Annotated in this window: 28 protein-coding genes and 2 pseudogenes; 11 read left to right on the plus strand and 19 right to left on the minus strand. The window is 69.9% G+C overall.

From position 1 onward, the window contains the following. The first annotated feature begins 17 nt into the window (after positions 1-17). The 6 genes from FL583_RS15520 to FL583_RS15540 all read left to right on the plus strand — a co-directional run bounded on the left by FL583_RS15520 (position 18) and on the right by FL583_RS15540 (position 4,850). Positions 18-2,099: a helix-turn-helix domain-containing protein gene (locus tag FL583_RS15520; protein ID WP_142705332.1), complete on the plus strand. Its 2,082-nt coding sequence runs from the start codon at positions 18-20 to the stop codon at positions 2,097-2,099. 67 nt (positions 2,100-2,166) lie between these two features. Next, positions 2,167-2,355 carry a hypothetical protein gene (locus FL583_RS15525; RefSeq protein ID WP_142705333.1) on the plus strand — a complete coding sequence of 63 codons (189 nt, stop codon included), beginning with the start codon at positions 2,167-2,169 and terminating at the stop codon, positions 2,353-2,355. Between the two features lie 11 nt (positions 2,356-2,366). Continuing rightward, positions 2,367-2,786 carry a DUF3307 domain-containing protein gene (locus tag FL583_RS15530; protein WP_142705334.1) on the plus strand — a complete coding sequence of 140 codons (420 nt, stop codon included), beginning with the start codon at positions 2,367-2,369 and terminating at the stop codon, positions 2,784-2,786. Between the two features lie 75 nt (positions 2,787-2,861). Then, complete coding sequence (locus FL583_RS40115; protein ID WP_170323660.1) at positions 2,862-3,002, plus strand: hypothetical protein; 141 nt, start codon at positions 2,862-2,864, stop codon at positions 3,000-3,002. Between the two features lie 36 nt (positions 3,003-3,038). Beyond that, positions 3,039-3,389: a hypothetical protein gene (locus FL583_RS15535; protein ID WP_142705335.1), complete on the plus strand. Its 351-nt coding sequence runs from the start codon at positions 3,039-3,041 to the stop codon at positions 3,387-3,389. An 837-nt stretch (positions 3,390-4,226) separates the two neighbouring features. Continuing rightward, entirely contained in the window at positions 4,227-4,850 is a 624-nt protein-coding gene (locus tag FL583_RS15540) for a hypothetical protein (protein WP_142705336.1), read from the plus strand. Between the two features lie 49 nt (positions 4,851-4,899). On the opposite strand, the gene FL583_RS15545 is transcribed toward FL583_RS15540, so the two are convergent. Then, positions 4,900-5,151 carry a hypothetical protein gene (locus FL583_RS15545; protein WP_142705337.1) on the minus strand — a complete coding sequence of 84 codons (252 nt, stop codon included), beginning with the start codon at positions 5,149-5,151 and terminating at the stop codon, positions 4,900-4,902. Positions 5,152-5,238: 87 nt separating this feature from the next. Here FL583_RS15545 and FL583_RS40120 point away from each other — a divergent pair, with 87 nt between their 5' ends. Next, positions 5,239-5,394 carry a hypothetical protein gene (locus FL583_RS40120; protein ID WP_170323661.1) on the plus strand — a complete coding sequence of 52 codons (156 nt, stop codon included), beginning with the start codon at positions 5,239-5,241 and terminating at the stop codon, positions 5,392-5,394. A 252-nt stretch (positions 5,395-5,646) separates the two neighbouring features. On the opposite strand, the gene FL583_RS15550 is transcribed toward FL583_RS40120, so the two are convergent. The 17 genes and pseudogenes from FL583_RS15550 to FL583_RS15615 form a co-directional block, all read right to left on the minus strand. Then, entirely contained in the window at positions 5,647-5,850 is a 204-nt protein-coding gene (locus FL583_RS15550) for a hypothetical protein (protein ID WP_142705338.1), read from the minus strand. Positions 5,851-6,273: 423 nt separating this feature from the next. Then, positions 6,274-6,948, minus strand: a complete 675-nt coding sequence (locus FL583_RS15555) for a hypothetical protein (RefSeq protein WP_142705339.1) — start codon at positions 6,946-6,948, stop codon at positions 6,274-6,276. Positions 6,949-7,190: 242 nt separating this feature from the next. After that, the gene (locus tag FL583_RS15560) at positions 7,191-7,565 is read right to left on the minus strand and encodes a hypothetical protein (RefSeq protein ID WP_142705340.1); all 375 of its coding nucleotides are present in this window, start codon (positions 7,563-7,565) and stop codon (positions 7,191-7,193) included. A gap of 347 nt (positions 7,566-7,912) precedes the next feature. Beyond that, on the minus strand, positions 7,913-8,260 hold the full coding sequence (locus tag FL583_RS41655) for a hypothetical protein (protein WP_240746700.1): 348 nt from the start codon (positions 8,258-8,260) through the stop codon (positions 7,913-7,915). Positions 8,261-8,383: 123 nt separating this feature from the next. Beyond that, a pseudogene (locus tag FL583_RS42925) lies at positions 8,384-8,695 on the minus strand (helix-turn-helix domain-containing protein); the annotation flags it as partial. After that, positions 8,692-9,003 (minus strand): hypothetical protein, encoded by a 312-nt coding sequence (locus tag FL583_RS40125; RefSeq protein WP_170323663.1) that lies wholly within the window; start codon positions 9,001-9,003, stop codon positions 8,692-8,694. The gene FL583_RS40125 and the pseudogene FL583_RS42925, both read right to left, overlap by 4 nt. Before the next feature lie 63 nt (positions 9,004-9,066). Continuing rightward, positions 9,067-9,741 (minus strand): hypothetical protein, encoded by a 675-nt coding sequence (locus FL583_RS15570; RefSeq protein ID WP_142705342.1) that lies wholly within the window; start codon positions 9,739-9,741, stop codon positions 9,067-9,069. Positions 9,742-9,856: 115 nt separating this feature from the next. Beyond that, a complete protein-coding gene (locus FL583_RS15575) occupies positions 9,857-10,132 on the minus strand; it encodes a helix-turn-helix domain-containing protein (RefSeq protein WP_142705343.1) in 276 nt (91 codons plus the stop codon). Continuing rightward, positions 10,129-10,764 (minus strand): SprT family zinc-dependent metalloprotease, encoded by a 636-nt coding sequence (locus FL583_RS15580; RefSeq protein ID WP_142705344.1) that lies wholly within the window; start codon positions 10,762-10,764, stop codon positions 10,129-10,131. Before FL583_RS15580 ends, FL583_RS15575 begins: the two co-directional genes overlap by 4 nt. A gap of 68 nt (positions 10,765-10,832) precedes the next feature. Then, the gene (locus FL583_RS15585; protein ID WP_142705345.1) at positions 10,833-11,246 is read right to left on the minus strand and encodes a hypothetical protein; all 414 of its coding nucleotides are present in this window, start codon (positions 11,244-11,246) and stop codon (positions 10,833-10,835) included. Next, positions 11,243-11,695, minus strand: coding sequence for a hypothetical protein (locus FL583_RS15590; protein ID WP_142705346.1), 453 nt, complete (start codon positions 11,693-11,695; stop codon positions 11,243-11,245). Before FL583_RS15590 ends, FL583_RS15585 begins: the two co-directional genes overlap by 4 nt. A 91-nt stretch (positions 11,696-11,786) precedes the next feature. Further along, positions 11,787-12,134, minus strand: coding sequence for a hypothetical protein (locus tag FL583_RS40130; RefSeq protein ID WP_170323664.1), 348 nt, complete (start codon positions 12,132-12,134; stop codon positions 11,787-11,789). Beyond that, a complete protein-coding gene (locus FL583_RS15595; protein WP_142705347.1) occupies positions 12,131-12,580 on the minus strand; it encodes a hypothetical protein in 450 nt (149 codons plus the stop codon). The genes FL583_RS40130 and FL583_RS15595 overlap by 4 nt, the downstream gene beginning before the upstream one ends. A gap of 38 nt (positions 12,581-12,618) precedes the next feature. Further along, entirely contained in the window at positions 12,619-13,512 is an 894-nt protein-coding gene (locus FL583_RS15600; protein ID WP_142705348.1) for a tyrosine-type recombinase/integrase, read from the minus strand. A gap of 233 nt (positions 13,513-13,745) precedes the next feature. Beyond that, positions 13,746-16,070: a toprim domain-containing protein gene (locus FL583_RS15605; RefSeq protein ID WP_142705349.1), complete on the minus strand. Its 2,325-nt coding sequence runs from the start codon at positions 16,068-16,070 to the stop codon at positions 13,746-13,748. Next, positions 16,067-16,486 carry a hypothetical protein gene (locus FL583_RS15610; RefSeq protein WP_142705350.1) on the minus strand — a complete coding sequence of 140 codons (420 nt, stop codon included), beginning with the start codon at positions 16,484-16,486 and terminating at the stop codon, positions 16,067-16,069. Before FL583_RS15610 ends, FL583_RS15605 begins: the two co-directional genes overlap by 4 nt. Before the next feature lie 325 nt (positions 16,487-16,811). Then, positions 16,812-17,006 carry a helix-turn-helix transcriptional regulator gene (locus FL583_RS15615; RefSeq protein ID WP_142705351.1) on the minus strand — a complete coding sequence of 65 codons (195 nt, stop codon included), beginning with the start codon at positions 17,004-17,006 and terminating at the stop codon, positions 16,812-16,814. Positions 17,007-17,169: 163 nt separating this feature from the next. On the opposite strand from FL583_RS15615, the gene FL583_RS15620 reads away from it, so the two are divergent. Next, entirely contained in the window at positions 17,170-17,955 is a 786-nt protein-coding gene (locus tag FL583_RS15620; RefSeq protein WP_142705352.1) for a hypothetical protein, read from the plus strand. Here FL583_RS15620 and FL583_RS15625 read toward each other — a convergent pair. Further along, entirely contained in the window at positions 17,933-19,351 is a 1,419-nt protein-coding gene (locus FL583_RS15625) for a recombinase family protein (protein WP_142705353.1), read from the minus strand. The genes FL583_RS15620 and FL583_RS15625 overlap by 23 nt on opposite strands. A gap of 31 nt (positions 19,352-19,382) precedes the next feature. On the opposite strand from FL583_RS15625, the pseudogene FL583_RS42930 reads away from it, so the two are divergent. From FL583_RS42930 to dprA, 3 genes and pseudogenes are all read left to right on the plus strand, one after another. Next, a pseudogene (locus FL583_RS42930) lies at positions 19,383-20,324 on the plus strand (YifB family Mg chelatase-like AAA ATPase); the annotation flags it as partial. Then, positions 20,322-20,681 carry a magnesium chelatase subunit ChlI family protein gene (locus FL583_RS42935; RefSeq protein WP_276611617.1) on the plus strand — a complete coding sequence of 120 codons (360 nt, stop codon included), beginning with the start codon at positions 20,322-20,324 and terminating at the stop codon, positions 20,679-20,681. The pseudogene FL583_RS42930 and the gene FL583_RS42935, both read left to right, overlap by 3 nt. Next, a complete protein-coding gene (gene dprA / locus FL583_RS15635; RefSeq protein ID WP_205752158.1) occupies positions 20,678-21,988 on the plus strand; it encodes a DNA-processing protein DprA in 1,311 nt (436 codons plus the stop codon). Before FL583_RS42935 ends, dprA begins: the two co-directional genes overlap by 4 nt. The last annotated feature ends 213 nt before the right edge of the window (positions 21,989-22,201 follow it).

Here is a 22,201-nt window from a genome sequence, read left to right on the forward strand (position 1 = left end):
AAAGGAACCTCCGCGCGATGAAGCTTCCGTTCCGACGCCGGCCCCAGGGGCTCGGGTCGATGCCCGCCGGTAAGCCGTGGCGGAAGACCCGGGCGATCTGGCGAACCGGTAAGCGGGTGTACCGCCTCGGCCGTTGGACCTGGCGTAAGGGCTGGGCCTGGCGCCGGATGCTCGGCCCCCTCTACGTCGCCAACAGCCTCGCCTTGCTGGCCCTCCTGCTGCACGTCACCAGCGGCCCGGCGGTCGGCGCCCGCACCGCGGCGGTGCTGTGGGCACCCGTAGGCCTGTGGGTCGCTTGGCGGCTGCACCGCAACGACCTGGCCCGGCTGGTGCTGCGCCGGCTCGGCCTCGAGATCGACAGCCCGAACACGCCCCGCTGGATGCAGGTCGTCCAGACGCTCGTCCCCGGCAAGGGCGGTTCGTGGCGTCCGTTCGACCACGCCGTGCTGTGGGCCTGGTCGGTGTACACCCTCAGCGGCCTGTGGCTGATCGTCGCGACCGCGTGGACGCCGGGCCCGCCGATGTTCCCCGGCGTGTGGCTGGTGATCCTGATCGGCTGCTGGTTCAAGTGGCGCCACCACCACCGGGTGCGCCCGCCCGAGGACGTGCCGGTCGAGGAACGCCGGCAGATCTGGAACACGAAGGTCGCCAAGAGCGGCGGCGCGATCCCGGCGTCCACGCTCGGCGTCATCGAGGACATCGTCGCCGACGGCGAGGTCGTCGGCTGGACCGCGCTCGGCGAGCTCGACGACGAGTCGGCACTGACCTGCTCCGAGGCGATCGGCGACAAGAACCGCCGGCGGATCGTGAAGGCCTACCGGACCGGCCGGTCCAACGTGGCGCTCGAGCCTGCCGACGGCGACGAGGAGCACCTGTTCCGGGTGTCGATGTTCTCCGTCGACCCGCTGGAGAAGGTCCAGCACTGGGGTGGGCCGGCTGCGACGTTCGACCCGGCGACCGGGTTGATGCGGATCGGCCGGTACCGCGACGGGCAGCCCATGATGTACCGCTGGTACCGGCCCGGGTTCGGCCCGGTGTTCGACCTGCTGTACGGCACCACGGGCGGCGGCAAGTCCGAGACGGAGAACATGCTCCTGGGGACCGAGCGGGTCACCGAGTTCATGTCCTCGTTCGTCATCGATGCCCAGTACGGGCAGTCGCTGCCGGACTGGAAGAAGAACACGCACGGCTTCGCCAAGTCCGCCGAGCAGGGCGTCTATCTGCTCGAGGCGCTCACCGCGGAGATGTACGCCCGCAACGAGTACCTCGCCGACGTCCAGTGGATCGACGACCATGGTCGCGAGCGCGAGGGCGTGAGCTCGTTCGACCCGCTGCGTCACTGGGGCCCGGCCCGCATCGGCGAACAGGACCTCAGCCTGATCTGCGTGACCGTCGCCGAAGCCGGTGCCGTGCTCGCGATCCCGCGGGCCGTCGAGTGCCTCGAGGAGCTCTCGGAGATGTCCCGCAAGTGCGGGTTCAAGCTGCGGCTGGACCTGCAGGGGGTGCTGCTCGACCAGCTGCGGTCGCGACGGATCCGCAAGATGCTGCTCGGCGGAAACCTGCTCGGGTTCCGGTCGAACGATCCGCTCGACGGCAGCGTCAGCGGGTTCGGCCGGCAGTCCTCGGTCGACCCGGCGACGATCCCCGCCGAGTTCCCGTCCGGGGCCACGACCGCAGGCATGCTGTACATGCTCGGCTCGGGCGCCCGGGCCTGCGCGGGCCGTACTGACCTGACGCCGGATGCGTTCGGGTTGGCGACCGCCGGCGAGCTGTCGCCGTTCACCGCGTTGTCCCCGGCGCTGCAGGACTGGCTGGACGATAAGCCGGGCGCCCGCGGACCCGCGGCCAGCAGCAAGCCGGGACGTGAGCGCCTGACGGTGGTTCCGAAGGCCGAGCCGGACAAGAAGCAGCTGGTGCTGAAAGCCATCACCGAACTGGGGCAGGCCGCCACGGGTGCGATCGCACAGCACGCGAACGTGAAGCTGTCGACGACCTCGAAGGCGCTGAAGGAGTTCGCCGACGAGAACCCGCCGAAGGTCGAGAGCGTCGGCTACGGCGAGTGGCGGGTGCTGACCGAGGTTGCCGAGACCGCTTCTTGATTGCAGGCGGGGAATCTCCCCGCCTGTTTTCCCACTACGGCCTACAGGCCAGGAAGTAGCTACCGCCATGCCCAAAAGCCCCTACGAGGGCCAGATGGAAGTCATCTGCCCTGAGTGCGGACTCCGAGCCCACATCGTTAACCGTCTTGAAGACGGCATCTTGGCCATCGGTGCCCACACCGATCCGGCGAAGCCCATCGCCGAAGCCGAATGCCCCGGTGGTGGGCGGCCCATCACCGGCATCCCGGATTTCTGAGGAGGCCCGGGATGAACAGAGGGGGGACGTTCGCCGCGGCCGGGTTCGCACTGCTGGCCGGGCACCAGGCCGGGGATCACCTGGTGCAGACCGACCATCAGGCCCAACACAAAGCCAGCGACGGCGCGAAGGGCTGGCGGGCCATGGCGGGGCATGTCGCGTCGTACACGGCGTGCCAGGCGGTGGCGCTCGCGGGGTTGTCCGCGGCCGGCGTGAAGCTGCGCCCGTCGCGCGCACTGGCCGCTCTGGCGGTTTCGGCGGGGACGCACGCGTTCATCGACCGTCGCTGGCCGGTCGTGTGGTGGCAGGACCGCACCGGGTCGGGGCCGTTCGTGCGGCTCGCGGATCACGGCATTAACGGGGCGTACCTGTCGGATCAGGCCGCGCATGTGGTGTGCCTGTATGTGGCGGCTCTGGTCGCGGCGGCCTGACCCGGCCCGGCGTTGCACGAACCTCGCGTCGTGCAGCAGCCGAGCCGGGGACAGTCCCCGGCGGAAGGGATCGACATGAGCAACGACAACCACGGCGCGCGGACGCACGGCCGGAACAGTGCCGCCCACGAGGGAACGGTGACGGGCGGCATCACGATCGGCGGCGGCAAGGTCCAGGTCGGCGACGGCAAGTCGGGCGAGACCAAGTCGAAGTAGCCGGTTGGGCGGCGCCACCAAGGCGCCGCCTTATCGATGACCCCCACCCATCCGGACAGAAAGGCATTACGCATGTCCAACGGAACCCCGACGACGGTCGAGAAGCCCGCGACGTGGATCGTCATCGCCGCATTTGGCGACCAGATGGTCGTCGACCCCGAGAAGAACCTGCGGGACCTGGCGGTCATCCAGGACCGCGCCACGAGGGAGAGCCGCCGCCAGTTGCGACTCGCCGTCGTCCGTGACGACTCCGACAACCCCGACGAGAATCGGGCGCAGATGTGGCTGCTCGACAACTCTAAGGTCGACCAGGTCGAGGCCGCTCTCGCCGAAGCGAAGGAACTCGCCGACACCCTCAACCGGGCGCTCGGCCAGGTGATGCGATGACGCGGTAGAAGGCATGTCGTGGACCTGCGATAACGGGCACCTGAACCCCGACGGGACCGCGGTGTGTACCTACCCGCCACGTGTCCCGGACCCCGACGACCCCCATCACGAGCAGGGTCTGCAGCCGTGGCCGATGTGCCCCTCCCGCAGGGAATGCCACATCGTCGGCTGCGAACGCCGCGACACCCGGCTCTACATCGACGGCGCCCGCTGCCGGGAGCACGCTCCTGACCAGCGACTGCACGACGCCGGACAGCCGAACCAGACGTCAGCGCGAACCTGTACCCATGCGCGGGCAGCTGAGATCCTGGCGCTGATCGAACGCGAGGGCCACACCTGGACGCGCGTTCGGGATCCGATTACGCAACAGCGGTTGCCCCGGCCGATTCCGGCTCGCAAGCCTGTGCCACCGAAGCGGCCTCATCGAACCGACTAGTCCACCCACCCGCCGGCCTCGTCTCCCCTTCGGGGGAGGCGGGGCCCTTTTTCGTGCCCGGGGGTAGCCGGTACCACCGCTGCGCCCTGGAAACGCGCGTCAGCGGCCTTCTCCGGGGGCTGCGAGAGGGCCGCTGAGCGTTCGTGTCCGCCGGGTGCCGGGAAGCTCGACGGACCGCCGATGAGCGTAGAGCAGGCAGCACAGCGGGCGGGACCACCCTTCCGAGGCCATCTACAGGCCGACCGGTACCCCGGTGATGGCCGCCCGCACGCCCCCCACTCCCTTAGGGGGTCGGGGCGCTTTCTTCCCTAGGTGGATGAGCAACGAGGTGAATCCGTCCTGCCGTCGTTCGACTGACGCGAGGCTTACGGGGACCACTGCGGATCAAACTGGGGGTACCCATGATCGACCCGGAGGAGTGGGCATGGCAGACGGCAAAGGTCCCGGTGCAGGCCTGCGACGGCACTCCGCTGCGATCAGGAGGAGTGCGCCACATGCTGCCCGCCGGCGCGGCGCTCCGGATGCACGGATCCCAGGCCGAGGACTATCGGGAAACGCCGCCCGGGGTCATCGAACCGATCGACGTCCAGCCGTTCCTGGAGGCTATCTCGGCGGTGTACTTCGGCTGCGGGCCCTGCGAGGAGCGGCATGTGTCCGTGATCGCCAACGATCCGGTCCTGACAACCCACGTAATCGGAGTCGCCCTCGAGGCGCTCGGCGCGGACACCGCTACTGCAGAGGCAGTCTGCAACCGGTTTGGCGCACCCGGAGATGTCATCGCCCTGGTCTTACGCAACTACGGACCGCGGGCGGCTGTCGACGTCGCCAAAGCGGCCGACCCGGGAAGTCGCCGTCAAGCGGTCATCCGCGCGGTGTACACCGTTATGCCAGTGAATTGGCTGCGGAACGCGGTGAGCGCTGTCCCGGGGTTTGGCCAGCACGGTCGGCGGCTCGGGGACCAGGAAGTACTCGACGGCTACCGAGGGGACTATCCAGTTCCCGATGATCGGCTAGCTGGCGAGTGACATCTGCAGAGAGCTGCGCGACCCTTCAGGGGGCCTGCGGCGCTCTGGGTTAGCTCGTGGTGGGCAGGGGCCGGTTGGCCGGGCGGTTGTTCTTGCGGGCGTCGCCGGCGCCGTACTGCTTGGCGATCCGTCCGACGGTGTTGCGGTGAAGGCCAGCGATCTCGGCGATCTCGGCTACGGGGATGGGGGCTTCGACGGCCGCGGCGATGGCCTGGCCGACGCGCTCGTCGAGCTCGGCGGTGACGCGTTGGCGCTCGGCGAGGAGTGCGCGGAGTTGGGTGCGGGCTTCATCGGGTGTCATGTTCAGAGGATTGCATATCTGGGGTTGCATCTCTAGATCGCTCCTTGCTACGTTTGCACTATCAAAGTTGCAATCCTAAGGAGCCACATGAACGCCGACCTGTACGCCGCAGCCCGCGCCGAAGTCGCTGCCCAGCTCGCCGAGCACGAAGAGATGCGGCAGCGCCGGATCCAGTGGGCCAAGGAAGACGGCGACTGGGCCGAGCTCGCCCGACTCACCGGCGGCGACATCGGCTTCGACTGAACGGCCCCTCGGCCCCGCCGCGGCGGCGGGGCCGGCTAAGCGCAGCGAACCGACAGAATGTGTCCACGGTCTATGGGTCCGGGCACTCGCCGTCTGGTCTGCTCGAGCAAGGCGAAGCCCTCGCCGCGACAGGTGGGGGCGAGGGCTGGCAGGCACCCATGCCGGGAAGCGCGGGGTGCCGTAACCGCAGCGTACCCACGGAGTATGAGCTGCGATGGTCCCGGAATGGTGGTCACCGCTTCCCGGCGTCGGCTACCTCGAGAGCGTTGAGACCTCGATCTCGGGCAGCGGGCGCTCGACGGGACGACCGATGTACCACCAGGCGCCGGATGCGATCCGCGCTGTCTCGCGCTCGCCGGTCATCAGCACGATCTGGCCATCGCCGGTCACGGCGTACTGATCGGCATCGAAGTGGAGCTCACGTCCGCTGTTCAGCATGACTTCGTAGGTGGCCATGACGTCCTCCCTGAGGGCCCGAATGCCTGCCCAATCGGTATGGCGACCGGCGAGGTGAGAGATCGGCAGCGAGCTTCTCAGTGGCCCGGGAGCGTGCCCTTGAGCGCCTAGAGCCGGGCAGGCTAAGGCTGACCACTGCATGCTGGGCCCGCTCGGCGTCGGGCGTTGTTTCAAGTGAAACGATCCCCGACGGCATTGGGGCGATGAAGCCGTCGGCGAGGAGGCGGTCGACGTCCTCGGCGATCGTCTCGGGTGGCAGCTTGGCTGTCGGCGTAGATCGTGTGGGCCGTGTAGCCATGCGGCGCCGGGGTGCGCACCGTCACGGCCGGCACGGTCACGACGTACCGCGGCCCCACCCGCTAAAGGACGCAAAGCGCATAGCGGCAGAGTGGATGCCCGCGACCGGTGCCGTCTGATCGCGACTCAGACGGCGTCTCCGGCATCCTTCGGCCGGATCGCACCGGACCTGATGGGCTCGTCAGCTCGAACTTTGTCTACGAGATCCCGCCATGGCAGCAGGAAGGCGCTGCGGTTCGGTAGACGCGTGATCCAGCCGTACAGCGAGTTCGGGAGCTTGTTCAGCTCCGGGCCATGAACGTCGACCACCTCGCCAGTGACGGCGTAAACGAGCGCTTTGTACAGGTTGATCGGGCCACTGCCTGAGTAGCCCCAGCCGAAGGTCGCGCGATCGACGGACACTGCGGCTAGCGGCAAGATTGGCCCGCTGCCGTAGCGGAGGAATGGCCAACCGTCGCCGCCCTCGATCGCCGTGGCGTGCGTGGCCCGTTCGTCAGATCTGAGGACCGGCCAGAGGAGACGTATCTGATCGGCACCGTAGGCACGCTGCTTGTGCGCGACCAATGTGCCGGCCGCATCCCGAAACCACCCTGCCACCTGCTCTGCTTCGCTAGTGAACTCGGACAACCTCCCGACGGTGAACCGGGCTGCGTCGGAATTGAGTGTGTGGATCGCTTCGGCCAGATCGATGTCGCCGATGTCGACCGGAGCCAAAGCCCCGAAGTAGTCGCGAGTAATGCGGCTGTCGAGCTCGAGGGTGTGGCCGGCGTTCCGAGAGCCGTCCAGCGTTGGTATGAACATCTGCCAATGCTGACCGGTTACCTACTCGGAGCGTCGCGTGAATCGGCGAAGCCTCACTGGCAAAGGCATCGGCACTGACTGAGCGAAGACATGGTGAAGCCCTCGTCCCGACGACTTGGGGGACGAGGGCTTCGCTGGCGCCCAGTTGCCGGGAAGCGCGGGGTCGCCGTAATCGCAGCGTGTCCCCGCATTGCGCGCGGCGACGGCCAAAGCTCGGGGGCCACACAGTTCGGGGGCAGTCGCTACCTGCGAGGCTCCTTGCGGATCCCGCAGCGAGGGTTGAACCCGTCGTTCTCTGCGACTGGAAACCCGGCGAGGTAGCAGGCGACGATGAACGCGCCGTTGGTGACGTAGCCGGCACCGTCGCGTTCCATGACGTGCTTCCAGTGGTACGACGAGGCCGCGCCACTGAACGTCTTCCGTGGCTCGCGGGTCGAGGTGAGCCAGTCGCGGGCGGCTTCCACTTCCTCGAGACGGACCCCGCGAAGCGGCTCGGCCATGACCGCCTCGTAGCGGTCTTTCGGGCTGCCGTTGCCGCGGCCGACACCGTGAGCGTTCAGCAGAGGATGCTCGTCGAGGATGCGCTGGACCTGGTCTGCGGTGATCGGCTCAGTCATGCCGCGAATGATCCCGTGATTGGCTTCCAATGTTGGGGGATCGGCGACCTGAACGCATCGCCATCTCGACTGCCTCGTAAGTGCCGGACGCTACTCCCGGCAGCGTCCACGGGTCGTACTCCTCCTCTGCCGGCGCCATCGCGCTTTCGATCGCGTCGAGCATGCTCGCCGGCGCTGGATCGCCCGGTCGGCGAGCGGGCGGGCGGCGCATACCCGCCCGCTCCTGCGTCCGTGGGGGCGCCGAGGCTGGCGTTCCCATGGCCGCAGCGATGGCCTCGGTCATCGATGGACGTTGACGGTTGGTGCTCATCTCGTGGTTCCTCTCGTTGTGAATGAGGCGCCTCCGATTACCGGCAACCCCGGGATTGCTTCCAGCGGGGCGACACACCCAGTCGATTTGCCTCCCACGCGACGAGCGCCGTATCGAGCGGGTGCCGATCGGCCGTCACACGCAGGGCCCAGAACAGGCCGTCAGAGCAGCGCCACGCCGCGTCCTCGGCGTTCAGCAAGGCCTCGGTCTGCCGGATCATCGTGAGCTCGGATGCGGCCTGCTCTGGGGTGTAGTGCGCCCGCAGCGGCTCGACCGGGATCTTCGCCATGTCGGCGATCAGCCGGTACGCCGACCGGCGTGCGTCATCAGCCGCGAACGCGACCTGCCCCCGCAACCAATAAGCGCGAGCCAGAGCCGCGTCCATCCGTCGCTTCCGCCGGCGCAGCCCAGCTGGGGTGTCCTCACGCAGACTCCCGCCGGCAGCCTCCATGAGGCGCTCGGCGATCGGGTCCGACTCGAGGTGGTTCAAGCCGAACGCCAACGCCCGCAGCGTGTTCGGCCGTGGCCGCAACTGCCCGCACTCCAGGCGTTCGATCGTCGTCCTGTGCACCGTCGAACGAACGGCCAACGCTCGCCGTGACAAGCCCCGCTGTGCTCGCTCGGCCCGGAGGGTGGCCCCGAGCGTGGCGACCAGGCGGGCGCGCTCCTCCGGTGGCACCTGCGCACGGACGAATAACCGGTTGCTGCTACCTCGCCCGTTCAACGCCTGCCCGCGCGCGAGGCCACCCGCCGGGTTGCCGTCACTTATCGATGTCTCGCGCGGGCGCGTTTTGGGGGTTGGACCGGTCGAACCTGTCACGCGGGCCGGTCCGGCTGGTCGTCGGCGAAAGCTCGGTCGCCGATGGCTTCGCCCCAGAGTTGGCGTTCCCGGTGGGTGTTCGGGGATCCGATACCGCGGCGGAGTCGGTCGTCGCGGTCCGCTTTCGCCTTGCCTCGGGTCCATTGCTTGATGAGGGCGAGGCGTTCGGCCGGTGGCATGTCGGTGAGGCCGTGCAGGTCGGGGAGGCCGGAGTAGTCCGGCGCGGGGCTGCCGGGGTGGTTCCGTCGCCGGTGTGGTGTTCGGCTGGTCTTGGCGTTCGGCTGGCCGGCCGGTTCGGGTGCTTCCATGGGTACCCCTCGTTCATGGGTCCCGGCCCGCGCCCCGGAGTAGTGGGGCGCGGGCCGGCTGGTTCAGCGGATGATGCGGTCGAGGCCGAACTGGTCGGGGACGTCGTCGGAAGCCAGGACGCTTTCGTATTCGTCGGACCAGGCGGGGGCGCCGCCGTTGCGGTCGCGTTCGTTCTGCAGGGCCCGGCGGAGGGCGTGGGCGAGGAGCGCGGCGGGCTCGACGGGCCGGTAGGCGCGTTTCCCTTCGCTGGTGTCTGTGACGAGGACGGAGCCGCGGTGGAGGTGGGTGTCGGGCAGCCCGTAGGGGGTGAGTTTCTCGCCGTGCTGGGTGGCTTGCGCGGCGGCTTCCTGGTTGCGGGTCATGAGTTCGGTCAGCGTGGTGTTGCGGGCTTCGGCGGCGGCGTAGAGCGTCTCGAGGGCGCGGACGGCGTCGTCGGTGGCTATCTGTACTTCGGAGGCCTGGGTGGCGTGGAAAGCGCGGACGTCGTTGCCGAGCTGCCGGTAGTGCTCGGCGCGGGCCCGGGTGTCGCGGCGGTCGCGGCCGGCGATGGCGTTCTGGACGGCCGCGGTAGCCCGGCGGAGGGTGTCGCTGGCGCGGTGGAACAGGTCGTCGTCGACCTGGGGGTCGGTGCCGGCGCGGCGCTCGAGGTCGCTGACGACGAGCTGGGCGGCGTCGCGCTCCTGTTCGGCGAGGCGGACGGCTTCGTCGGCGTCGATGGTTGGGGTGTCGGTGGGCATGTGGTGCTCCTGTTCGGGGTGTTCGGTGCCGGGTGGCCCGGCGATACGATTGGGGTCGGGTTACGGGCCCGTGGCCGCTGACGACGCTTGGATGTTCGTCAGCGGCCTCGTCGTTTCAGACGTCAGGTTGTGGGGCGTGGTCGCCGAGTTGTTCGACCCAGTGGGCGAGCAGGGCGGCGCTGTGGTTGGGTGCGATGCCGCGGGCGATCTGGCGCAGCTGGGTGTAGGTCGATGCGCGGTGGCCGGTTTCGATGTCGGCGAGGGTGACCGGCGGTAGACCGATTTGCCGCGCGAGGTGGACGAGGGGCATGCCGCCGTGCCGGGCCCGGTAGTCGAGCAGGTGGTTGCCGATGACGGCCGCTCTGGCGTCCTGGGCGACGGGCCGTGTCATGCGCTCACCTCGGCGGGGATGCGGCCGGTGCCGTTGCAATGCGGGCAGGGTTCGCCGCGCGGCTCGGCCGCGGGTGGGTGGTAGGCGCCGAGGTAGTAGTCGGCGGGCCGGACGTTGTGCGGCCACTGGGCGGCTCGGGGTAGGTCGCTGCCGTTGCGATTGCGAGCGACGACAGTGGCCAGACCGAGGACGGCGCCGATGTCGTTCGCGCGAGTGGCGAAGTGGGGTCCATGCCCGTGGTAGGCGGGCTCGTCGACGCCGGTGACCTCGGCGCCCTCCTGGTGGAGCATCTCGTGAAGGAGGACGTCGTCGACGAATAGACGGCGGCCGGCGATGGGCCCGGACAGTCGCGGATGCGTCCCGGTTAAGAGGGACGGCCGAATGCGGATCTCCAGCCGCGAGCCCCACGATGAGGCGTAGCAGCACTGACCGTAGGTCGCCGGCCGCGACGGCTCGGTCAGGGTCACATAGGGCTCGAGAAGGCGGCCACCGAAGAACCGCGCGTTCATGTTGTGCCAGTGGTCCCGCAGACGCAGCAGCATCCCGCGGTTGGGTTCCTCGGCGTGCTGCTCGACCCAGGCCCAGTAGTCGCGGCGGTGCGCGACGACGACCTCGGCGATCTCGACAGGCACGATCTGTGGTCTCCTTGTTCTCGGTTGAGGGTTGGTCGGCCCGGGACGTGCGCCGTCCCGGGCCGACATCACTGCTGAACGGGATCCGGCAGGTCGCCCACGAGCTCGGGCGCATAGCGGGACAGCCGGGCGAACTGCCACAGGGCAGCGTCGAGTTCGCGTTTCGCGATAGCCGCCTCGAGCGCGATCGTCGCGAGGGTGTCGAGGACCGCCTCAGGGTGATCCGGGAGTTCTTCCCACGCGATCTGGGTGTCCTCGGCTCCGTCGGGCGTACTGCGCCAGTAGCTGAGGCGCGGCGGCGGCCCGTCGGCGTTGGTGACCGCAGGCGCCTGCCGCTCGAGCCAGCGGAGCATCGCAGCCAGCCGTTCCGGATCCGCGGCCTGGCCATCGAGGTTGTCAGCGGGACGGAGCTCGAGGCCGCCGGCGACGTGCCACGACAGGTCCGTGAGCCGTCGCAGCAGGCGGTGCTCCTGGCCCGTCACAGGTCGTCGTCCTCGTCGTCGCCGCGCTGTTCGGCGGCGTTCTCGGCGATGAGCGTGACCATCGCGACCGCGGTCTCGTGCAGTCGCCGGCGCAGCGCCGCGGCGGTCACGATGAGGGACGCGAGGGCGCGGTCGCGCTCGCCGGGTTCGAGGTTCTGGACGGGTGCGGTGGTGCGCTCGCTGCCGTCGTCGTTGAACAGGTCGACGAACGCGCCTCCGAGGTAGACGCCCGCTTCCTGGAGTTCGGTGAGTTCGCGGGCTCGCTGGTCGGACAACAGCCACGCCCAGGCGCCGGCGATCTCTGCCGGGGTGGCCGCGGCTTCGACGTTGTCGACGAAGAGCGCACCGTCGGTGTCGATGCGCCCGCTCCAGGAGAACGGGTCGAGGCTGGTGGCGTCGCCGAGTCGCTCGGCGAACTCAACGATCTGCGGGACGGTTGAGAGGGTCACGGCTGCTCTCCGGTGGTCTCGGGGGTGGACAGGCGGACGAGCGCGGCGAAGTTGATGAGCCGGCGCTGCAGGTCCACTGGTTCGTATGCGCTCATGCGTTTCGCCTGTCGGCCAGCACCTCGGCAGCAAGCGCGGACCACAGGGCAGACTGGCTGGGGTCGGTGCACTGATCGGCCATCGCGCGGAACTCCTCAGCCGCTACCTGACGAGCGTTCGGGTCGCTGTCGCGCCATGGGCCAAACGCCGAATTGACGGAGTTGTTGGGTCCGCGGCCGGGATCGTTGGCCCAGTACTCGAGGGCGTCGGCGAGGTCGAAGCGGACGCCTGCGAACCAGACGTTGATGCCGGGGAAAGCGTCATTGCGACGCAGGTGCGCGATGACGGCGTTGAGTGTCTGCGGGTCGGTGGCTTCGCAAAGGGCACGGAGTTCGGGGGTCACCGGTCGCCCTCCCATGCACCGAGCACCTCAACAGCGCTGTCGGGCAGGCAGCTGATGACCCATTCGCAGACGAACGCGCCGCCGCTGATTCGCCGCCAGTACAGCTCGGGTCCGCCGGGGTCGTAGCCCGGGACAAGCAGCTGCAGCTCGCTGACGTGCCGGCTATCCGCGGCGTGAGCGCAGTACTCGCCGGGCCGCAGCGTCGAGGTCTTTCCGTTGCTGCGAAGGAGCTTGACCGGTCGGAGGGTGCGAATCCGGGCCGCGGTCGGCTCGAACTGCGAGCGGTGGTTGAGGTGTCCCTCGGGCATTGCGAACGTGCTGCGGCAGTGGGCGGTCTTCGCGGCCCACGCCGAGCAGGGGGTGCAGGCCTTCCACCGGCCGGTCAGGTGGTGATCGGTGTGGTCGGGGCAGGGCCGGACGGTCAGGTCGATCGTGGTGCTCGACACGATGTTCTCCGTTCTGGAGGGGGCAAGGTTGGGTTGGGCTACTCGTCGACGGTCAGGCGTTCGATCGCGGCACGGCGCTCCTCCTCGCTGGGCAAGGTGTAGAGGCGGGTGGTTTCCAGGCTGCGGTGGCCCATGAGTTCGGCGATGGTCGCCAGGTCGACGCCGGCTCGCCGGAGCTCGGTGCCGAAGGTGTGGCGCAGCACGTGCGGACCGAACGGCGCGAAGTCGAGGTCGGAACCGAAGCCGCACACGATCTCGCGCGCGGTGCGGTCGGTGAGCCGGGTTCCGTGGCGCCCGTTGACGAACAGCGCGGCCGTGGGGGTGCCCCCGTCCCACTTCGGTCGTTCATCGAGCCAGGCGCGCAGTGTCACCCGGAGCTCCGAGTGGATGTCGACGTGGCGGATCTTGCCGCCGGCGCCCCCTTTACCGGTGACGCGCAGGCTGCCGGTGCGGGCGGAGAGGGTGATGTCGTCGATGTCGAGGCGCACGACTTCGCCGATACGGAGGCCGGCGCGGTAGGGAAGCAGTCCGATCGCGCGGTCGCGCGCGGATGCGCAGCGTTCAATCGCGCGAAGGTAGCGCAGGACGTCGCGTCGCTCGAGGGCCTTCGGCGCGGTCCGGCGGGTGATCTGGCCGCGGCGGATGTCGGCTCTGCCCATGCCGCGGCGGGTGTAGAAGTCGTCGAGCGCTGCGAGGTAGCCGTTCAGGGTGGACTCGGCGAGCTTGTGCTGGGTCTTCAGCATCACGCGGTAGTCGCGGACCGCACCGTCTCGTGCGTGGACGTCGGTGAGCGGATCGCCATCGTGATCGCCCGTTTCGAGCCAATCCAGGTACGCACGGACACGTTGGGTGTATTTCCGGCGCGTGGCCTCGCCGAGCTTCTGGCCGGGCTTGGCTAGCTCGGCCTTATAGGTGGTGAACGCGTCAGTCACGGCACGCTCCTATTTCCGGAAGTCGATTCGGGGGTCTAGCGAGGGCGTCAGCGCCTGGTTTCCGGAAGCCAACGGGGGCCGGGACGACCGGGAATCCGTATTTCCGGAACTGGCGGTCTGGTCTCGGCGTGGCGTCTGGTGCTCGGACGCGCGTCGTGCGGCCGGCTTTCGTGTCAGGTCACTCGCGTGGCTGGCCGCGCTGCTTGTGCGTGTCGCGGTCTTCGCGGCGGTCATCACGACACCGATCGCAGGTGCGTCGGCTGGTCGCTGTCATCGTCCGGGGCGGCCAGCTCGATCTCCTCTTCGAGCGCATTTTCGTCAGGCCAGAAGATTCCGTCGGCGCTCGCCTCAACCGTGACCACAGAGGGCGCAGCGAAGGCCGGAACGTCCGTTTCCGCAGGCTGGCCGTGGGACGAAATGTTGGTAGCTACCCCGCCCTTCTTTATTTTTTGGGGGGGATGGGGGGTGAGTTCCCACATTTCGTCCCACACCTCTACCGACGAGTAACTTTCTTGGAAGACCTCTGCGACCAGATCGCCGTCATCGCCGGACAGGGACCAGAACACCGGGCGCATGTCGATTTCGCTGTCGTCGTCAGGCTCTTCGCCGTCGCGTTCGCCCTCGACGACGCCGATCAGTTGCAACTCCTCCGCTGCGAACCGGGCAACTTTGCGGTCGAGATGTGCCTGCCGGGCGAGCTCGGCCGTCGTCATTACTTCGCCGCCGGCCAGGGCACGCAGCACGGATTGGCGAGTGATGGGCATGGAGTCGAGCGCGACGCGCCTTGTGAGCGCCATGACCATGCTCTCGGGCAGGCCGAGCGCGAGCAGGCCGGACGCGATGCCGCGTAGCTGCTGTACGACTCGTGGCGGGTCCTCGATAGTGGGGACACCGTCGATTTCGCGGCGACCGTAGCCGTGTCGCGGGACGACGGCCCGGCCCCAGCAGGTGACTAGCGCGGCGTCGGTGATCGCATCGTCGAGGGCGTCGGAAATCTCGACCTCGACGATCCGGCGCATTGCTTTCCGGACCAGCGCCGCAGCCTTCTCGCCGGCAGCCTTCCTAGCCGCATCCAGGCGCGGCCCCTTGCGGCGAGCCTTAGCCGCGGCCCGCCGCTTCGCCGCCGTATCCCGGACGGGGAGCCGGTAGTAGACCCACCTGGGCCCGAGCTGGTCAGAGTGAGACGAGTACCGGTCGATCGCGCCGGTCACTGCGGCGACGACGGTCAGGCGGCCACGCCACTCGAGCGGCTCGTCCGTGGCGGACATCCCGGGTGGTGAGATGTCGCGCGTGACGTGCCCGTCGTAGGCGCGCCGCAGGATGCCGAATACCTGGTCCCGGCCGCCGCGGTCAGAGGTGGCCAGCAATGACGAGAGGTCTCCGAAGGTGACCAGTGCGGTCGCGCCGACGCGGGCCAGCACTCCAGTGGGGCGGGAGTTCTTGCCTTTCGACCAGCCGAGCAGTCCAGCTGCGGTCACATCGTCGAGGAACGAGTCGGTGACGCCGTCGAGCAGCCGTACTGACTCTGTCTTGCCGGATGACGGTGGGGCGACGAGTAGCAGCCACGATGGCTCACCTTGTGCGCGTGTTGTGGCGGCGGTAGCGAGGGTGAGGATGGGCCCGGTCGGGTCAGGGAGGTCGAGCCATTCGCGCAATTCCACGATGAAGGCGCGGAGCTCGTCGGCGACGGCGTCAGCGGGTACTAGGTCTGCGACCTGCGAGGTCCGGGCGTGCGTGCTGGCCTCAGCCGGCGGGTCCTCGCTCTCGGGCGCCTCCTCTGCGAGCTGCACGAAGTCGTCGAGACCATGGCCTGCGGCCAGGTGATCGTGAGCGTCCTTGCCGGTAGCGGCTGTCAGCACCGTGACGTCACACCCGAGTTTGCGAAGGCTCGCAGTGACCCCCAGGGCGTGCTTGCGCCCCGGGTAGTCGTTGTCGGCCACGATCCGGACGACGGCGCCGCGGAGGAAGCGGCCGTAGTCGTCCCGCCACTTGCCGGCGCCGCCGGAGTTGCAGGTCGCGGTTACGCCGGCCTGCCGTAGCGCCTCGACGTCCTTCTCGCCTTCAGCGATCCAGACGGTGGCGCCGGCGTCGACCGCGGCGATCACTTCGGGCAACCGGTACAGGACTCGCCGAACGCCCTGGATGTTCCAGCTCCACCCGCTCTTCTTGGCCTGGTCCGGGCGGCGCTGGAGGAACTCCTTCGTCGTGCTCCGGACGACGTCGAAGAGGTGGGTGCCTGTCTCGTCGGTGTAGGTGTAGATCGCGGAAGCCCGCAGTCCGTTCGGCATCCAACCGTCGCGGCCGAGCCCGACCTGGTGATCGCGCGGTTTACTGATGTCTTCGTCGGCGAGTCCGAGCGCGGCGAGGATGTCCTTGCGGTCGCAGCCCGCGAAGCAGTGGAGAAGGACGGGCTGGGTGTGGCCAGTGTCGACCGAGAGGCTGGCCTTGGCGTCGCCGTGAACGGGGCACTGGGCCATGTAGCCGCTGCCGGATTGCCTGACGTTCTCTAGCCTCGGCAGGACGATGTCCCGGAGAGTGTCGGCCTCGCGTCGGCTCACGCGGCGGCCCCACCGTCCATCACGCGGACGGCCAGGGCGGTGCCGCGCCAGATGCGAGCGGCAGACTTCGCGACGGTCGGGCGCTTGGAAGGTCCGTATCCGACGGGTTCGACGATGCCGGCGCGCGCGGCGGCGAGCAGCCGCGGGCCCCAGCGGTTCGGGGAGTCGGGCTCCGGCACGCCGATGTCGATCAGGTCGAAGGCCTGGAAGGTGGCGCCCGTTCGGTAAGTCTGGGCAGCGAGAGCGACGATGCCGCGGTCGCAGCAGTCGCGCCACCACTCATCGGTGCCGATGTCGGCAAGGTGCATACCGGCGTCTTTGCGGATCTGGCCCTCATCGGTAAGCAGGCTCTGCTGCTCCGGCTCCGTGACGCTTCCCGGGGCGCCCGGGGTCGGGTTATCGTTTATCGCGGACAAGGTAGGTGCGCTGCTTTCTTCCAGACGCCTCGCGGGCTGTGGTCGCCCGCGGGGCGTTTCGCTGTTCGGGGAAGGTGCGTCGGCAGGCCCATGCCTGGCGCTGTGCGGTGCGTTGAGCGGGCCTTATGCGTGTGGTCTCGCGGCCATGGCTATGCGGCGGTCTCGGCCGCGCGCGCCTGCTCGCCGTTCTTGGGGCGAAGCGTCGCGAAGGCGGCGGAAATGACGGCCTGCTGTGTGGCACTAAGAGGCGGAGCCGCGGCGACCAACTCGGCGATGCGCGCCTCAGCTGCGGGGCTGAGTCGTCGCCTTCGCTGGATGGCCATGGTCAGGACGCCTGCTCGGCCTGCTCGATGAACGCCGTGACCTCGTCGAGCCAGTAGAAGTGTCGGCCGCCGAGCTTGTGGGAGTCCGGGCCGTAATTGCGCCGGCGCCACTGCCGGAGCGTGGCCTGCGGGACGCCACTCAGCTCGGAGACCTTGGCGGTTCCAATGCGCTGTCGCGTCTGGGCGGTGATGGACACACTTCACCCCTTCAAAGGTGGGTTCGGAAAACGAAACGCACGCTCTGAACGAACAGTGACGGAGGGGGAGGGGCGGTGTCAAGGTGAGACCTGAAATTTGGTCGCACCAATCGCTAATCACGCTTGCGGTCAGATTTCTGACCGCAAGCGCTACAGTCCAGGCGTGGGCGACGAAACGACGGCCGAGCAGCAAACGATCCGTGCGCTGATCGGCGGCAATGTCGCCCGGCTCCGCGCAGAAGCCGGCGCGGTTCGGCAGGACGATCTAGCCCGTGTGGCACGCGAATTCGGGTTCTCCTGGAACCGATCCAACGTTGCCGCGCTCGAGCGGGGGGACCGGGCGGTCCCCATCGAAGTGCTAGTCAGCCTGCCATTGATCCTCGCCTCGGCCCTCGGCCGCCCGGTCGCGCTGAAGGAACTATTCGAGGGCGACCCGGGGCAGTACGTCGATCTTCAGATGCGTCGCGGCAACATGGACCTGGGCTTCATTCAGCGCCTTGTCGACGGAGCCGCAGTTGACGGCAGCGAGGAACCCAGCGTGCGCCACGGATCCGGCCAGCTGGTCGCCGCGGCCGCCGGAACTGTTCACGCTTCTGCCCAGGTGCATGGCCCGACCGTCAGGACTGACGACAAGTGGGCGCCGAGCGATGTGGTGATCCGCGCGTTCCGCACTTCCGGGGATGCCGAAATTCGGATGGCACAGCGACTCGGCCGTGATCGACGGGACGTCGTCTTTGCGGCCGCGAACCTATGGGGCCATTCGTTGACGGCTGAGCGTGATGCACGTGTCGCCGAGGCCGACAGGTCTCTCGGCGAGCAACGGCAAGAGGGCCGCGGGCGGCGAGCTCAAGTGACCCGCGCCCTCGAGCGCGAGGTCAGCGATTGGCTTGCGGAGAACTGGGAGCCGGCAGAGCCGGGCGCGGACGTCAGCGAATCCACTGAACACTGACCGAGTCCGGATCGAAGTAGTTCTCGCCCACCCGCCAGCCCGGGCGCCGGCCGCGCCGCGCCGGCTGGAGCGTGATTAGCAGGAGCTCGGAGATGATCGACCGACGGCGATCGAGTGCGAGCGCGGACCAAGACTCCTCGACGTTGGTGCCGACGACCCCGTCAAAAACCGATCGTCGCGACACCTCGGCGAGTCGCGCTTCGATGGCCTCGAGCTCGGCGTCGAGAGCCGCGGTCGCTCGCCCGTACTGCCGGGTGTCGATGGTTTTCGCGACCCACATGTCGGTCGCTTCGTCCTTCTGTCGCCGCAACTCGAACGCCTCGGCGTGAAGCGCCTTGATGTCGACGTCGTCGCCGGGGGTCTGGAGTAGCTCGAGGGCGTCCGCCCGGCTGAGCCGGTCGATAACGAGAGCCGTGATGAAGTCGTCGAGCTCGCGGGCATCCCGGGCCATCTCGCGCCGCACGGAGCACTGGTACACCGGCCGTGGCTGGCTGGTTGGGCGCTTCCGGCTACCAGTACGCCCCGCCTCGACCGTGGCCCCGCACTTCCCGCACCGCGCGATGCCGGACAGCAGCCATCGTTCACTGGGCCCGGGCTTCCGGCGGCTCGGATCCTGAAGGATCGCCATGACGGCCCGCCACGTGGCCTCGTCGAGAACCGGCGGCCACTGTGCGGCCCCGATGATCTCGCCGCCGTGGTCGATGAGTGCGGCATTCCGGGGGCGCCTGAGTAGCCGTGCGACCGAACTCCCGGTCCACTCGTTGCCGGTTGAGGTCGTGACCCCCCGCTGGTTCAGTCCGCGGGCTATGCCGTTGAGGGTGCCGCCGGCGAGCAGGGCGTCGGCCGCTGCCTTGATCTCGGCGGCCTCGGTGTGAACGAGCGTCATCCCGTCTTCGGCGTACCCGAACGGCCGGCGCCCACCGCGGTATCCGCCCGCCGCTGCGGTCTGCGCCTTCGCGCGCTCGATCCGCTCGGCGACTTCTTCTGCTTCACCGATGTCCTGCGCGGCCATGGTGCGAGCGATGCGCCGGCCCTGCGCGGTATTGAGGTCGAACTCGGGGGAGCGCACGTACTTGTACTGGATGCCGTGCTCGACGGCCAGGTCGATCTGGTCCTCGAATTCGCGGGGGCGCCGTGTGAGCCGTCCGGAGGTGTAGCTGACGATGACGTCGAAGTCGCCGGTCTTGGCGTCGGCGAACATCTGCTGGTAGTCCGGTCGTGGCTTGCTCGACCTGGTCGATGCGCTGATGTCGTTGTCGACGTAGACGCGGGCCACCTCAAGGCCGAGGCGTTCGATGAGGGCACGGCAGTCTTCCTCTTGGCGCTGTACGCCCAGCTCACGACCTTCGCGGTCGTTGCTGATCCTGCAGTAGATTGCGGCCCTCTTCGTCGCCATGCGCTAAGCATGGCACAACTCGACCTTTGCTCTCGCGGTGGCCGTCGCGGTGCTGACCGCCGCCGGAGCGGTGCCCCCGGTGGCGCTGGAGGGCGTGGTGCTGCTCGGCGAGCTCGGGCTCGACGGGCGCATCCGGCCGATCCGCGGGGTGTTCCCGGCCGTCGCCGCCGGCGCGCGGGTCGGGCTGCTGCGGTTCGTCGTCCCGACCGGCAACTGGGCCGAGGCCGCGCTCGTGCCGGGCGTCGAGGTGATCGGCCGCCGGACGCTGCGCGGGGTGCTGGCGCTGCTGCGCGGGGAGGAGCCGCCGGCCGACGACGCGGCGACCGAGCCGCCGCCGTTCCGGGGGCGGGATTCGGCGGAGCCGGGGCCGTCCGGCGATCTGAGCGACGTCGTCGGCCAGGAGATCGGGCGGCGGGCGGTCGAGGTGGCGGCGGCCGGCGGGCACCACCTGGCGATGTTCGGGCCGCCCGGGTCGGGCAAGACGATGCTGGCCGAGCGGCTGCCGGGCGTCCTGCCGGTGCTCGAGGAGGAGGCGGCGCTGGAGGTGACCGCCGTGCACTCGGTGGCCGGCGTGCTGCCGGTCGGGGGCGGGCTCGTCCGGCAGCCGCCGTACCAGGCCCCGCACCACACGGCGACGGTCGCGTCGCTGGTCGGCGGCGGGAGCGGGCTGGCCCGGCCCGGCGCGGTGTCGCTGGCCCACCACGGCGTGCTGTTCCTCGACGAGAGCCCCGAGTTCTCGCCCACGGCGCTGGACGCGCTGCGTCAGCCGGTCGAGCGCGGTGAGGTCGTGCTGGCCCGCGCCGGCGGCGTCGTGCGGTACCCGTCCCGCGTGCAGTTGGTGCTCGCGGCCAACCCGTGCCCGTGCGCGAGCGCGGCCGGCGACCGGGCCTGCACGTGCTCGGCGAACGCCCGGCGCCGGTACATCGGGCGGTTGTCCGGCCCGCTGCTCGACCGCATCGACCTGCGGGTGATGCTGCTGCCGGTCGCGTCGGCCGCCCTCTACGCCGACCTCGACCGGCCCGAGCCCACCGAGGTGGTGGCCGGCCGGGTCACCGCGGCCCGCGAGGCCGCGCGCGAGCGCTGGGGGCACCTGGGCTGGCAGTCGAACTCCGAGGCGCCGGGTCCGGCGCTCCGGTCCGAGTGGCGCCTGCCCCCGATGACCACCGCGGCCGCGGCCCGGGCCGTCGACAGCGGCGAGCTGTCGGCCCGGGGCTACGACCGGGTGCTCCGGATCGCCTGGACGCTGGCCGACCTGTCCGGCCGGTCGGTGCCCGACAACGGCGACGTGAACGAGGCCCTGGAGCTGCGTCGCGGGGTGGTGGCCGCATGAGCACCGACCCGGGGTTCCGGGCGGCCGAGAGGCTGGCCTGGGTGGCCTTGTCGCGGCTCGTGGAGCCGGGCCGCCGGAGTCTGCTCGGTGCGACCGCGGACGGCGCCGCCGCGCTGCTCGAGCGGGTGCTGTCGGGGTCCCGCGACCGCGTCAGCCGTGGCCTGCAGGCCCGCTTGGCCGGCGTCGACCCGTGGGAGCGGGCCGAGGCCGACCTCGCGGCCGCGGCCAGGGCCGGAGTGCGGGCGATCACCCCGGTCGATCCCGACTGGCCGGCCGAGGCGCTGAGCGACCTGGCCCCGCTCGCGGAAGCCGAGCAGATCGACGTCGCTCCGCCGCTCTGCCTGTGGGTGCGGGGCCCGCTGAACCTGGCCCGGACGTTCCGGCGCTCGGTCGCGATCGTCGGAGCCCGGGCCGCCACCGCGTACGGCAAGCACGTGGCCGCCGACCTCGCCTACGGCCTGGCCGGCCGCGGCTGGGTCGTCGTCTCGGGCGGGGCGTTCGGCATCGACGGCGCCGCCCACCGGGGCGCGCTCAACGGTCAGGGCGCCACCGTCGCCGTGTTGGCCGGCGGGGTCGACGTCCCCTACCCGCTGGCCCATGCGGCGATGCTGGAGCGGATCGCCGAGGACGGGCTGCTGGTCAGTGAGGTCCCGCTGGGGGAGTCGCCCCAGCGTCACCGCTTCCTGTCGCGCAACCGCCTGGTGGCGGCCTTCGGAGCCGGGCTCGTCGTGGTCGAGGCCGGTGCGCGCTCGGGCACCAGCGTCACGGCCGAGCGGGCGCACCAGTTCGGGCGCGTCCTGATGGCGGTGCCCGGCGCGGTGACGTCCGCCCAGTCGGTCGGCACGCATCGCCTCATCCGCGACTGCGGGGCCGTCCTGGTGACGTCGGCCCTGGAGGTGATCGAGGAGGTCGGCCCGATCGGCGTCCTCGAGGGCGACGCCGGCCCGCACGACCCGGCCGGCTGGGACGCGACCCTGCCCGGAGGTCCGCGCGGCCGAGAGGCCCTGCCGGGGTGGTTGAGGTCGGTGCTGGAGGCCATTCCGGCGGGGCGGACCGTGACCGTGGAGGACATCGCGCTGGCCGGCCGCTTGGCGCCGACGGAGGTGAGGAGGGCGCTACCGACGCTCCGTTCCGAGGGCTACGTCCGGATGCTTGGCGACGGCTACCGCCTGACCGAGGCGGCCCTGGGGCCGCCGACGTTCAGCGCGGCCCAGGGTGAGGTGGTTCAGGTCTGGAACGACGAGGAGTGGGGCACGATCCCTGAGCGCGGCCCGACTGAAGAGCGGGACCGGGGCGCAGACGGGTAGGCCCGGGGAGGGGCGGCCGGCCCGGCGGGCGGGGGCGGGGCGGGGGCGGTGACGTGGGGCGGTGAGGTGGGGCGGTCCGGTGGGGCGGTCCGGTGGGGCGGGCCGGCGGAGCGGTCACGCCCCCGCCGGGTCCCGCCTCTGCAGGCCCGTGCCGCGCTGTGCCGCGCTGCGCCGCGTCGCACCGCGCTGTGCAGTGCCGTGCCGTGCCGCGCT

The organism is Cryptosporangium phraense (genome assembly GCF_006912135.1).
GTDB classification, from domain to species: Bacteria; Actinomycetota; Actinomycetes; order Mycobacteriales; family Cryptosporangiaceae; genus Cryptosporangium; species Cryptosporangium phraense.